Raw genomic sequence first — 13,362 nt, 5'->3', positions numbered from 1 at the left:
CCTACCCCCGCCACCAACCATCGAATGGGGGTTTCAGACCAAAAGGGCCGGCACGGGGGCACGGCCCCTACCAAGAAAGAAACCGCCCTGCCTTGCCAAGGGGGGGAGAAAAGCGAAAATTTAACTTACCTTTCCCAAAAGGGGGAGAAAATGCAAAATCGGTTCAGCGGTTTATTGCCAGCAGGTGAAACAGCTTTGCAGGCTTTACCAATGCTTTGGTTAGAGGGATATCGCACGTTTAAATGGAAAATTGGTGTTGCTGCAATTGAGGAAGAATTAAAGATTTTTCAGCAGCTAATCCAAGCAATGCACGATTTGTGCGATCGAGAATCGGCATTTTTGCGCTTAGATGCCAACGGGGGACTCAATTACTCGCAGGCTAAAACATGGCTGGAAGCTTGCGACAAGGTAAAAGCAACTCCCGACTTTTCCGCAGACATTGAATTTTTGGAACAGCCGCTGCCAGTAACACAGTTTCAGGAAATGGTAGAATTGAATGCTATTTATGCAACTGATCTCGCCCTAGACGAATCTGCTGCCAACCTCGATCGCATCCAAGAGTGCTACAACCAAGGCTGGCGGGGCATTTTCGTCATTAAACCTGCGATATGCGGTTCCCCATCCCAACTGCGAAAATTTTGTCAAACTCACAATATAGATGCAGTTTTCTCATCAGTATTTGAAACCGAAATCGGCCGACAAGCAGCCTTAAATTTAGCAACCGAATTGTCTTTAAATAAGAGAGCACTCGGCTTCGGCACCGATTCCTGGTTCGATGACAACCATTCGATTTTGGATTTTAGATTTTAGATTTTAGATTACTCCTGGGGTTCAGAAACCGGGTTTTTTACGAAAAGACCCGTTGCAGCCGACAAATTCGGTAAAAAACCCGGTTTCTTTGTCGGAGTGCGTAACTCCTGTAATTGTTTTGAATCGAGAAACTTGGTGACAGCATCTATGGCAACAAATCTAACAGTAAATATCCTGGATATCGCGGATCGCTTGCCCGATGATTGGCTTATCGGTTGTGACAGTCGCGAATTTGCCCGAATTGTCGATCGGCTATTTCAAGAAATTACCCAAAATCCCGCACAAAAAACACCACCCAAAATTTGTCTGGCAGAACCAGAACCCGTGCAATTTCTGGTCAGTTTTATCGCCGCCCGTGCCGCCAAATGCCCGATTTTTCTGTGCAATCCAAACTGGGTAAAACCAGAATGGCAACAAGTCTTTGATTTAGTCCAACCAGACTTAATTTGGGGACAATGCCCGCTTCCCAAAAATCCCCATATCCCAGTCCGCGAAGGCGGACTTCGTTTGTATAGCCGCGAATTCCATTCGCCCGAATTCTATTCGCCGACTAAAAACGGTTTTGATACAATCATGATTCCCACCGGCGGTTCTTCAGGAAAAATCCGTTTTGCCATCCACACTTGGGAAACACTAACCGCATCAGTACAAGGTTTTCAACAATATTTTCAAGTTGACAAAATCAACTCGTTCTGCGTTTTGCCATTATACCACGTCAGCGGTTTAATGCAATTCATGCGATCGTTTACTACCGGAGGAAAACTGGCTATTCAGCCCTTTAAAGAATTAGAAAAGGGTAAAATATGCGACCTCGAACCAGAAGAATTTTTCATTTCTTTAGTTCCAACTCAACTGCAACGGCTGCTGCAAAATCCAGATACAGCTAATTGGCTGGGACGGTTTCGTGCCGTACTTCTGGGCGGTGCTCCCGCTTGGCCGGAACTTTTAGAAACAGCTAGAAACTATCAAATCAAATTAGCGCCTAGTTATGGCATGACAGAAACAGCCTCGCAAGTTGCTACACTAAAACCCGAAGATTTTCTCGCTGGCAATAACAGTTCCGGTCAAACTTTACCCCATGCTAAAATAACGATTCGCAGTGCAAAAGGTGATATGTTGTGTTATAATAAAATCGGAAATATTGCGGTAAATGCTAAATCTTTGGCGTTGGGTTATTATCCTGAACAATTTGGCGATCGCCAATACTTCCAACTAGATGATTTGGGATTTTTTGATAAAAATAACTGCTTAAATATCGTCGGACGCAGCAGCGACAAAATTATCACAGGCGGAGAAAATGTATTTCCGGCGGAAGTTGAAGCCGTTGTGCGATCGACTAATTTAGTTGCGGACATTGCTGTAATTGGCTTGCCAGACAAAGATTGGGGTCAAGTCGTTACGGCTATCTACGTTCCCGCTAATTCCGAAGTTACTGTCAAAAATCTGCAAGCGGCAATAGAAGATAAGTTGAGCAAGTTTAAGCGACCGAAATATTGGGTAATCGTCGAACAATTGCCGCGCAATTCTCAAGGCAAAGTTAATCGAGAACAATTGCAAAAGATTGCGATCAAATATCAATAATTATTAGGCGATCGCAATCAATGCAGAAGGCAAAATTTCTCATGCTTATTTCCGACTCCTAACAACAGTCAACAGTCAACGGTCAACAGTCAACAGTCAACAGTCAAGAGTCAACTGTCAACTGACTAATTACGACAAACCTAATAGCCTTCTCGTCCTCTCCGCTTCTTGCCTTTGAAAATCCATAAACTTTAACATTCGGTAAAGTACCTCTATTTGCCGCAACTTAATACCTGCTTGCTGCGCCACCCGTATCGGATTACCAAAAATTGCCTCAACTTCCAGGGGCCGCGATTCATCATAATCGATTTTCATGCTGGTGCGGTAAGGCTTCATTTTCTCAGTGTAGTCGAGCATATGTGGGATAAAGTCATCGGGAATAATGCGATCGCAACTTTTGGCTGCCGCTACCACTTCCCCCATGATTTCCTTAACTAAAATCAGAGTATCGGGATTAGCCATCAGTTCGTCAGTTCTCGCATCCAACACTACAGACAGCCCGTTATAAGGAATATTCCAAACCAGCTTCTTCCACCTTGACAATAGCAAATCTTCGCTCATTTTAATAGGAATATGAGCACGTTTAAAATCCTTAGCAATTTGGTGCAATCTATCAGTAATACCGATTGCTTTGTAGTCTTGGGCATATTCTCCCAGGGTGATAGTGCCGTAATCTAGGTGGCAGATATGACCGGGCCCAACTTTATAAGAACACAAAAAACACAGCCCGCCAACCACTCGTTCTGCACCCACAATTTTAGCTACTTCCGGTTCGGCATTCAATCCGTTTTGCAAAACTAAAACCGCGCCGTTATCCTTTAATAAATGAGGCAAAATTTTGGGCAATAAGTGATTTTGAGTTGTTTTCAGCGCTACAATTACTACGTCGCACTTAGGCATTTTGTGCGCGTCGTGGTAGGCGCGGACGTGGGGGAGGGTGAAGTCGCCTTCGGGAGACTCGACAATCAAACCGTGTTTTTTGACATGATCGTAATCGCTGCGTAGCAAAAAATTGACTTCTAAACCTGCTTGTTGCAGTCTAGCACCGTAGAATCCGCCTAAAGCTCCCGTGCCCACAATGGCATAATTGCGATTTGACATACTATCAAAAAGTCAGAAATAATTATCAACAAAACAGAAATTTGATTGTCATTCCCTGCTACTATTTAAAGATAGAACTAATGCCAATTCTCGCCTCCAGAAAGCAACAATCATGAGTGTTGGGTTTGTTTCCTGAACTATGAGGTAAGGTGCGTCGCTTTGAGATTGTCACTCTTTTTTAGGATTGGCAGGTGGCGACGCACCCTACAGCTACTGTTGCATGACTTTTGAGAATTAGTATAATCTGAAATCTCAACTCTCAATTTTCCTCATCCACTGCATCAAGTCTTCAGATAGCTGTTTTCTAGTTCTGCCCACTGCATCGATGCAGACGTGCTTAGTAAGAGCTTTAGCAGCGCTTCTTCCTGCAACTTCCTCAGAAAATACTTGATAGGCAATTTCAAATTCGTCGCCAGTAACTTGTTTGGGCGTCAATTGAATTATCAGCCGATCGCCCGCAAACATTGGGCGATAAAAATCTACACTAGCATGAATTATGGGAAAGGCAACCTCGGAATTGCTAAAAAATGCTTTGAGATTGATTCCCGATGCTGCTAGAGATGCCTCGTAAGCTTCGTGGCACATCGCCAAAACGTTAGCAAAGTAAACGACTCCAGCAGCATCGGTATCTTGAAAGTGAACAGTGCGGGTGTAAGTGAAAGGCATTTGAGGTAGTAGCTGGCGATCGCACATTGGATCGCAATTTTACCAACCATCATATCCGTAAACCCGCACTTTTGGAGAAGTTATTAGCTAAGTAAGTAGGCGCTAATTTTTTATATTGTAAAACTCGCCCTCCTCACTCCTTCCCCTGATTTCTTAACCTTTGTTCTTAATCAACATCACGTCTATAATCTTGAGGGCAATATCTTCGGAAAGCCCCAAGGCACTGTAAAGATCGTTCAAAAGTTGTTCTTCTTCTTCTGAAACCTCGCCATCTGCTAAAGCGATATCAGTTGTTACAGCAAAAACGGTTTCTTTAAGTTCGTCGGGAAGCGTTGCCAAAGCCGCATTAAACAGTACCTCAACTCCTTGCCGTTGCAGAATCATCAGCAGGCGATCGAGCATTTTTCTCATTACGTCATCGGGATAACTGCGGAACAGTTGCATCCGAGATAGCGTCATGCTAATCGCTTTACTTTCGCTGTCATTGATGTAACCGTCTGCTGCTACTGCAATTAGCGCGATCGCCGCAAATGCTTCGGCAGGCCCTAACGTTACGTCCGTTTCTTGGCGAGTCTGCGATACTTTATCAAATAAACCCATGATATTTTCCTCTTTATTTAGTGGTGGATTTAGGGAGTCAGGATGGGTTCTGGCTCTGGAGGTTTCTTTGGAGATTTTGATAATTATATCAAATTTTGTTAGTTATTTATTATCAATAAAATTATGAAAAAATTAAGAATTTTTATTTCGCCCTTCGGCGCTGCAATGGCGGGTTTATTCAGATCCTGAATTGCCTTCCCATATTTCAGGTAAAACTGACATCTTCTACCCTTCTCAAGAACAGGCTTTTCGGCCTGTTCCACAAAGAGTGAATTTTATTGTGGAACAGGCCGAAAAGCCTGTTCATAAAAAACTTATTGAGAATGGTGTAACATCTCGGCTAAAACCCGCCCTCCCAGCGCAGACGATCTACTTGTGAAAAATGGCTAAATCTGCTTTCAGGAAATCAACAAACTGCCGCGCAGTCCTGCCCGATCGCCCATTGCGACGAGTTGCCCATTCTTTAGCGCGGTGTTCCAAATCATCGGGAGCGAGTTTGATTCCAGCGAGTTCTGCCAGATGTCGGACTATAGTTAAATAAGTGTTTTGATCTGCCGGTTCAAAAGTTAAAGTCAAGCCAAATCGATCGCTAAATGAAAGTTTTTCCTGCACAGTATCCCAAGCGTGAACTTCATCTCCGTCGCTGGGACGAGGCCTGTCGTCAAAAAACTCTCGAATTAAATGCCGCCTGTTAGATGTGGCGTAAACTACCACATTTTGAGAGCGAGCAGTGACATTCCCCTCCAAAACAACTTTCAGAGCTTTAAAAGCATCGTCATCTTCTTCAAAGGAAAGGTCGTCCACAAAAATAATAAACTTTTGAGGAACTCCCCGCAACTGCTCGACAATTAGCGGCAAATCTTGCAAATCCGATTTAGATACTTCAATCAAGCGCAGATTGCGACATCCAAATTCATTTAACAGCGACTTCACCAAAGAAGACTTGCCCGAACCGCGGCTTCCGTACAGCAAAACGTGCAAAGCCGGATAACCAGCAAGCAAAAACTCCGTATTTTTCACCAGAGCATCCCGCTGCCAATCGCAGCAAACCAACTCTTTTAAAGTGATGCCATCGGGATGCGAAATAGTCGCCAACTGCCCTTCCCGCCACGCAAAAGCGCGATATTCGGCAAACAAACCCGTGCCAAACTGTCGGTAATAAGCTGCCAAAGATTCCGTAGCGCTCGACCATTTTTCCAGTTTTCCGTGCAGCGGCAAATCTCCCTGTTCTGCTACACTTTCTGAATGCCAAATCGGAGGCACTGCGTCAAGTTGACCCGCTACCCGCACCCACTTGCTCAACTGTTCGCTGCTGCATTCGTAAATATTTTGCAGCACTTCTAAATCATGTCGGGCGGCCTCCACCAAAGCGGGGGGCAAACTTGCAAAATCTGTTTGCTGTGCTCGGCGTGAAAAGGGGTTTTCGTTTTTGAGAATTTCGGAAATCAAAGAATCTTTCCAGCTTAAATTTTTAGCAGCCTGAAGTTTGAACCAGTTCCCGTAAGCTATCTGACATTCCAAACCGCTGACTTCGCTGTGGTGAAGGGCTTGCAGCAAATCGAGAAAAGCTTGGCCGGCGGGGCTTTTGAGAACCGATTGATACAGCAGCAGGGATGCTGCGAGGCGCTGGAGGTAACGGATTTGGGCGATCGCACCAGAAGTTAGGGCTGACATAATGGCAATTGTATAACAGTTAGATATCCTGACTGGCTTTAATAAATTTTCTAACAATTCGTGACACTCATTGCAGGCCGCGCTGTATAAATTTAGATGCACTTGTGAAATCGGGAGGATTAAAAATGAATTTAGGTACAGCAGCGGCGATCGGCTACGGCATTTTAACACTGGTTGGCGGCATCATGGGTTATATCAAGGCCAAAAGCCAAGCCTCGCTCATTTCGGGCTTGATTAGCGGTTCGCTGCTAATTTTTGCCGGCACCGCGCAGCTTATGGGACAAAGTTGGGGTTTAACATTAGCAGCAGTCATCTCGGCTGTTTTAGTAATAGTCTTTATTTTACGGCTTGTAAAAACTCGCAAATTCATGCCGGCCGGAATGCTGATTCTAGCTAGTTTGGCATCTTTGGGCGCGATCGTTTACGAAATCAGCGGTCAATATCAATAATTTGTTGACTGTTGACTGTTGACTGTTGACTGTTGAATGTTGACTGTTGACTGTTGACTGTTGACTGTTGACTGTTGACTGTTTTTAGTGGTCAGTGGTTATTTGTTAATTGTTAGTTGTTCGTTCTAATAACCAATAACCAATAACTACTAACCAATAACCAATAACCAGTGACCAATAACTAATGACTAATGACTAATGACTAATGACTAATGACTGCATCAATATACTGCTGAACTTCCCTGAGTTGCTGCCGCTGGTATTCGATCCAATCTTTTTCCGCCGCTCGCTGTTGGGGCGTCTCTTGCTGATACCGCGCCTGCTTCTCTAAAAAATTATTGTAGAACTTTATCGCTTTTTCAACTGTTTGAGTTGCCAGTTTCATGCGCTCCTCAAAAATTGCTAAAATCAAACTCTCCATGATTGACCCAATCACTTTACAGGAATCTTCAAAATCGACCAAACTGATTCCCATCTTGCTTTTATGAACCAGAGCTTCTACAGGGGCTTTCAGCGTTTCTTTAAAAGTCTTCACAGAAGAGCCAGGTAAATATTTCAGAGGTTCCGTAAACTTCGACACAATCTCGCCGCCTATTGATTGCAGTCTCTCTCTAAATCTCGATTGACTGTTGAGATCGAAGCATTCAATATAAAATTCAATTTTTTCTATATCAATAGATTGTAATTCTTTAAAAATCAAATGGAGTTCATTCTCCATAATTAAAATCACTCGCTCTGCCTGGTAATCAACTTCATTCCGTAACTCTTTGTGCAAATTATCTTTTTCAAAAAAACCGAGAGTATCTCTTTGAAAGACTTGATTGTTTTTATCCCACAAAAACCACTGATTTTTTAACTTGGTAGCCTTGTCGCTCCACGATTTGCGAACTTTAAAAACAGCATCATATTGGCCCTGTTTTCCTAAACTGCGAATTCTCACATCGCATCCGCTTAGTTCGCCAATTTGCTCCCAGACATCAACAGGAGATGCTCCAGCAATTCTCGGCTTGCTATTCCAGACATCCTCAGCGTGAGATACATCTTTGAAACATACCTGAAGTAGCCCCTTGAGTCTGAGGGCTGATTGCTTGATTTCCTGAATACAAGGTTCCACATCTAAGCTGAGTTGGGTAGCTGACTGTTTGATCTCTAGGGATTGATGTTCGTCGGCCAGCAATCGATCGCTAAACTGGGTAAGAGCCTGGAATACCTTGAGATACTCATTCATTTCCTTTGATGCCTCGTTTCCCTAAATAGCATACAATACAGAACATCTGCCTTTTTGAATACGAGCTAAGTCATACCATTTTAGATTTTAGATTAAAGAATTGAAGAATTGGGAATGACTGGTGACTATCGTGGTTTGGAGCTTGCCTACAGTTGCATTTTTTTAAAACTGGTGTCACAACATGGATTATATATTCACCCCTGCAACTCAGGCTCTACTTAATACTGGCAAACTGGTACAGCCTACTACCAAAACAGGAAAATTGCTCCCCGCAGCTAGAGATCCAGTGACAGGGGAGTTTGTGGAGCTTGCAAAAATCTTTTATCAATCAACAACTGGAACTAGCTCCTCGCGCGGAGTTCTAGGATTGCTCGCACAGTTAGCCGGAGGTGGCCCCATACAGCCGCTGGTAGCTCCCCTGTACGTGACAGTGGCGCCGTTGCAGGTTGCTCAAACTCATCAGGGGTTTCAAAAAACATACAGAATGCTTAACTGTCTGAAAATTAATTTGGCAGTGATGCAAGCAACTGCTGCTGTCATTGGTATTGGCGCTGTATCGAGCACAGTTTTGTCAGCAGTAAACCTCAACCAAGTATTAAAAATCAGAGAAGAGGCAAAGCACCAGAAGCTAAAAATTAAAGACGGATTTATCGATCTCAGACACATCCTCAAAGATAGGGGAGTAGAGGTGATCCAGCAGATTTTTAAGGTGGCTCACGACTCTAATTTTGAAATGCACCGCCAGAAATGGGTTAACGGTTACGATATTTTTTCTAAGGCTGTCAAACGCTGTCAGTCAGCCCTGACAGTACCCGATCTTAAACTTCGGAATTCCGAAATTAATGGCGGGCGGGATATGCTGTTTGAGGCTTTAAAAATTTATGACAATCCCAGTTTGTTGGATGGGCTGTGTTCTGCCGGAAAGCTCAGGCAAATGGAATGTGTTTGGGCGATCGAGCAGGCGATCGGGGTCACGTTTCACTTGCAGCGGGCCTACGATATGGTGAGCGATCGCCTGCTGGAACTCCAATCAAAAATTTGTCAAGATATTCTAACTGTTGTTAAAGGATGTGAATCCGAACCCGAACTAGATTTTTTATTTCCCGAAGTTACTAGGATTCTGGGTCATGATTTAAGTGTAATAGAATTTTGGCAAAATGAGGTGGATTGGATGCAAACTTTGTCTCTAAAAGAGCAGCACCAGTTAGCTAGTTTAGATAAACTCACCGGCGATAGTTTAAAAAGCAGCGTGTACACTACATTCGCGGTATTAGCTGCGGAACCTTCACTTTATGAAACTTTAAAGCAAAAGTCTCACTTTCTATCCTTGCGCGACCAGTTAACCTTCGCTGTGTCGCCGGAAATCCGCCGGAGATACGAATTTTATGTCAGCCAGCAGGCGATCGCTACTGGCTATCAAGGTTTAGCTGCCTCGAATTGGCAAGAAATATCCGATTTAACTGTCGCTAACCTCTACCACTTTTTTCAAATCCGAGAGGAGTCAACTGAAAATTCTCCAACTGAGGACGAATTAGAAACGCCTTATTGGCACTTTCCCCAAACCTTAAAAAGCGAGCTTAATTACAGCAATTAAATGACCAATGACTAATTATATCATTTACGATCGAGCGATTAAAAGGGCGGGTTTTTGAGATTGTCAATTATTGGCAGATATTTTTCGTGAACCCGCCCCTACTGTATTATATCATGTCCGGTCAATTAACCATGATTCCTGTAGGGGCGGGTTCACCAAGATATTGAATAGAAACGGGAAAATCTGTAAACCCGCCCCGGCCTTTAATCGCGGTCAATCGATCGGACATGATATTAGGGGTAATCGACCGGAATTGATATTACACCAGTTCCTCAAAAGGATGCAACTGTAGGGAAATTCCCAACCATTATGCAGTAAGTCATTCCCATCTAAAATCTAAAATCTAAAATCTAAAATCTAAAATCTAAAATAATATTACCTCAACCACAACTTAATAGTATTGTCTTTAGAACCGCTAGCAATAGTTTTACCATCGGGACTAAAAGTCACCACATAAACTTCATCGGAATGTCCCGTCAAAGTATTCAGCAGTTCTCCGGTAGCAAAATCCCAAATTTTAATAGTTTTATCCTTGCTCCCGCTGGCAATAAACTGCCCGTCCGGGCTGATAGCAACCGAGACAATATCGTCAGAATGTCCCTTGATAGAGCGAATTAAATCTCCGGTTTCGAGATTCCAGATTTTAATACTTTCATCATAGGAACCGCTAACAATTGTCTTCCCGTCCGGGCTAACAGCAACCGACCTCACCGCGTCGCCGTGTCCCTCAAGAGTTTTGAGCAACCTCCCCGTTGCTACATCAACAACTGTAATTTTGTTATCCTTAGAAGCGCTAATCAAACTTTTTCCATCGGGAGTGAAAGCAACAGAATAAACAAAATCTGTATGGTCGGGCAAATTGTAAATCAAACGGCCAGTTGTTGCATCCGAAATCTTCGTGGTTTTGTCTCCGCTGGCACTAGCCACAAGCTGTCCGTCGGGGCTGAGGGCGACAGACCAAACAGAAGCAGTGTGGTCGAGACTGCGAATCACTTGCCCTGTTTTCAAATCCCACAGCATGACTCGCCAAAAACCGGTGCCAGTCGCCAGTTTCGTACCGTTTGAGTCAAAAGCAACCGACCAAATAGTGGAGGAATCTCCTGGAAAAGTGCGGATCGACTTGCCTGTAGCTAAATCCCAGATTTGGATGGTTTTGTCTTTAGAACCGCTGGCTAACATTAAGCCGTCTGGACTGAAAGCAACAGACCCAACTGCATCTGAATGCTGAGCGAAATTTTTGACTTTGGCGTTCTTCCAACGCAGACCTGCTTGGCACTGTTCTTGTAACTCCTGAGCGGACGAATAGGTGCTGGAAGTGTTGGCAATTGTTGGTATTTGACTGATGCAGCCTTCATAATTGCTGGCTGTATAAAGAGCTTCAATTTGAGTGATCTGTTGGGATTCTTTCTGGACTCGCTGCTGCCATTCTTGCCACTTGAGATATCCGTAAACTCCGCCGATCGCAGCTAAGATAGCCGCAATTGTTGCCCCGGCAAGATAAGGATTGAATTTGCGAGTTTCTTTGGGGACAAGTGCTGCTGGGCTGGATCTCGACAAATCGGTTTTTCCGTTCAGATTTACCTGCGGGGATACCGCCGGACTTGCCTGCAATTCGAGGTGAGGGGCGCTACTCGGTGGTAGCCCATTGGGGTTGCGGTGTCCCTCCAAAACTGTGGTAATCGCCTTGTACAATTTAGCGAATAAAGATTTAGGAATGACTAATTCTTCGATTGTCGCGGCATCTTCGTCAGTAAGCCCTAAAACTTGCTGCAAGCGTTTTAACTCCTCGCGAGTTTCCAGAGAAAAAGGATATTCTTGCTGCATTGCTTCTTGCAGTGATTGTTCGTAGCGTTCGCCTTTTTCCCTGTATTTCCGGTAAGGGTTCAATACCTCATCTTCGATCGCCTCTGCTTCTTCTGGCAGCAATTCCAAACTGACGCGCAGTTCATCTAATATTCTCCGACCGACGACTGTAATATCACCCCGGCTGCTGCTGCGCCGATCGACTTCTTCGCGATATATTGTTAGCTTGGGAATCCGTGCCCGCGAGCGATCGCCAATTTTCCTCAAATCGGCTAAAGCTTCCGCCGCCGACTGGTACCTCTCCCGAAAATCATAGCGCACCATATTGTCCAAAACATCGGCCAGCGCTTGGGAACACACGGCTAAATGCCGCCAAACAATTTCGCCTTTATTAGAATTTTTCAAATCCCGCAGTTTCGGCAAATCGTAAGCCGGCAAACCCGTCATTGCTTGGATGCCAATCATTCCCAAAGCGTAGATATCGCTATTGAGTTGGGGGTTGTATTGAAATTGTTCGATCGGCATATATTCCAGCGTGCCAATCCGCACCGTTACCGGTGCTTGTCTTTGAGCGATGTGAATTTCTTTCACCGAGCCAAAGTCAATCAAAACTAACTTGTTGTCTGAATAGCGGCGGATTAAATTTGCTGGTTTAATATCTCGGTGAATTACTCCCTGTCCGTGTACAAACACTAAAATTTCTAACAGTTCCTTCAGCAAAGCAATCATTTTTTCTTCGCTCATAGGTTTGCCCGGTACAATCTCGGTTGATAGCGAGTGACCGGCAACAAAAGATTCAACTAAGAAAAATTCTTCATTTTCTTCAAAATAAGCGAATAGCTGAGGAATTTGGTCGTGTTGACCGAGCCTTTCTAGAACTTCTGCTTCTTTTTGAAAAAGACGGCGCGTAGTATTAATTAATTTTGGTTCGGTGGTACCGGGACGCAGGTGCTTGACAAAGCACTGCGGTTCTCCGGGACGGCGAATATCTTTGGCCAGATAGGTTTGCCCAAATTCTCCTGTTTCTATGACTTCAATGATTTGATAGCGTCCATCTAAAAGTTGGCTCACCATGATAATAATCCAGCCTTTTTTTGGTTGATTTTCGCAAGAAACAGTTGCACTGTTGAGTCAGTTGTATAGCCTTTTTCAGGTAAATTAGGTGTTCCGGGGAATGGGCAAAACAGGGCATTGGGCATGGGCAAAACAGGGCATTGGGTATTCTGAATAGTTGTTTCTTTCCTTCTTCTTTCTTTCCTTCTTCCGACTTCCATCGGACTTCTTCCCTCTGACTTCTTTCCTTCAGACCTCTTTCCTTCTGACTTCTGACTTCTGACTTTTGACTGAGATATTGCACCATTCTCAATTACTTGTTTAGGAACAGGCAAGATGCCTGTTCCACAAGAAAACTCACTCTTTGTGGAACGGGCATCTTGCCCGTTCTTGACAAGGGTGCAACATCTCAGTTCTAACTGAGATATTGCACCATTCTCAATTACTTGTTTAGGAACAGGCAAGATGCCTGTTCCACAAGAAAAATCATTCTTTGTGGAACGGGCATCTTGCCCGTTCTTGACAATGGTGTAACATCTCAGTTCGGACATACTTTATTTTTTCAACATCTGCAAAGCTTGATATCCCAAAAAGAAAAAACCCAAAGCGCCGAGTACCGCTATCGTGTTCGCAAACACATCGACTGTAAAAAATTCGCCCATTGCAATATCCTCTGAAAACTGATATCTATCCTCGGCTTTTCGGTCGCTGTCTGGGTGAGGGGTCTTGCCCCTCGGTGCGGGCGAGCCGAAAGATGCTCACAAATTATAGCAAAAGAGGTGGTCAATCGATTTTAGATTTTA

General features: G+C 44.1%; 11 protein-coding genes. 4 read left to right on the top strand and 7 right to left on the bottom strand.

Annotated elements, in window-relative coordinates; all coding sequences use genetic code 11:
- Together QUA00_RS07690 and QUA00_RS07685 are read left to right on the top strand one after the other, a co-directional pair.
- Nucleotides 1-810, top strand: an 810-nt coding sequence (locus QUA00_RS07690) for an o-succinylbenzoate synthase (RefSeq protein WP_333409245.1), incomplete at its 5' end; no start/stop codon positions are given.
- A gap of 147 nt (nt 811-957) precedes the next feature.
- Nucleotides 958-2,391: a 2-succinylbenzoate--CoA ligase gene (locus tag QUA00_RS07685; protein WP_333409244.1), complete on the top strand. Its 1,434-nt coding sequence runs from the start codon at nt 958-960 to the stop codon at nt 2,389-2,391.
- Nucleotides 2,392-2,520: 129 nt separating this feature from the next.
- Here QUA00_RS07685 and QUA00_RS07680 read toward each other — a convergent pair whose 3' ends face one another.
- The 4 genes from QUA00_RS07680 to QUA00_RS07665 form a co-directional block, all read right to left on the bottom strand.
- Nucleotides 2,521-3,492, bottom strand: a complete 972-nt coding sequence (locus tag QUA00_RS07680) for a putative 2-dehydropantoate 2-reductase (RefSeq protein ID WP_333409243.1) — start codon at nt 3,490-3,492, stop codon at nt 2,521-2,523.
- A gap of 252 nt (nt 3,493-3,744) precedes the next feature.
- Nucleotides 3,745-4,158 (bottom strand): thioesterase family protein, encoded by a 414-nt coding sequence (locus QUA00_RS07675; protein WP_333409242.1) that lies wholly within the window; start codon nt 4,156-4,158, stop codon nt 3,745-3,747.
- A gap of 153 nt (nt 4,159-4,311) precedes the next feature.
- Entirely contained in the window at nt 4,312-4,758 is a 447-nt protein-coding gene (locus tag QUA00_RS07670) for a tellurite resistance TerB family protein (RefSeq protein ID WP_190739853.1), read from the bottom strand.
- Between the two features lie 369 nt (nt 4,759-5,127).
- Nucleotides 5,128-6,432 (bottom strand): ATP-binding protein, encoded by a 1,305-nt coding sequence (locus QUA00_RS07665; protein ID WP_333140146.1) that lies wholly within the window; start codon nt 6,430-6,432, stop codon nt 5,128-5,130.
- Nucleotides 6,433-6,557: 125 nt separating this feature from the next.
- Here QUA00_RS07665 and QUA00_RS07660 point away from each other — a divergent pair, with 125 nt between their 5' ends.
- A complete protein-coding gene (locus tag QUA00_RS07660) occupies nt 6,558-6,881 on the top strand; it encodes a TMEM14 family protein (RefSeq protein ID WP_333140147.1) in 324 nt (107 codons plus the stop codon).
- Between the two features lie 202 nt (nt 6,882-7,083).
- Here QUA00_RS07660 and QUA00_RS07655 read toward each other — a convergent pair whose 3' ends face one another.
- Nucleotides 7,084-8,109 (bottom strand): hypothetical protein, encoded by a 1,026-nt coding sequence (locus QUA00_RS07655; RefSeq protein ID WP_333409241.1) that lies wholly within the window; start codon nt 8,107-8,109, stop codon nt 7,084-7,086.
- Nucleotides 8,110-8,290: 181 nt separating this feature from the next.
- On the opposite strand from QUA00_RS07655, the gene QUA00_RS07650 reads away from it, so the two are divergent.
- Complete coding sequence (locus QUA00_RS07650; RefSeq protein WP_333409240.1) at nt 8,291-9,703, top strand: hypothetical protein; 1,413 nt, start codon at nt 8,291-8,293, stop codon at nt 9,701-9,703.
- A gap of 375 nt (nt 9,704-10,078) precedes the next feature.
- Here QUA00_RS07650 and QUA00_RS07645 read toward each other — a convergent pair whose 3' ends face one another.
- Nucleotides 10,079-12,580 (bottom strand): protein kinase domain-containing protein, encoded by a 2,502-nt coding sequence (locus QUA00_RS07645; RefSeq protein WP_333140153.1) that lies wholly within the window; start codon nt 12,578-12,580, stop codon nt 10,079-10,081.
- A complete protein-coding gene (locus QUA00_RS07640) occupies nt 12,574-13,023 on the bottom strand; it encodes a hypothetical protein (protein WP_333409239.1) in 450 nt (149 codons plus the stop codon). The genes QUA00_RS07645 and QUA00_RS07640 overlap by 7 nt, the downstream gene beginning before the upstream one ends.
- Between the last annotated feature and the right edge of the window lie 339 nt (nt 13,024-13,362).

It is taken from the genome of Microcoleus sp. T2B6, assembly GCF_036700475.1.
Lineage (GTDB): Bacteria > Cyanobacteriota > Cyanobacteriia > Cyanobacteriales > Microcoleaceae > Microcoleus.
This window is presented reverse-complemented; position numbering and strand designations above follow the sequence as displayed.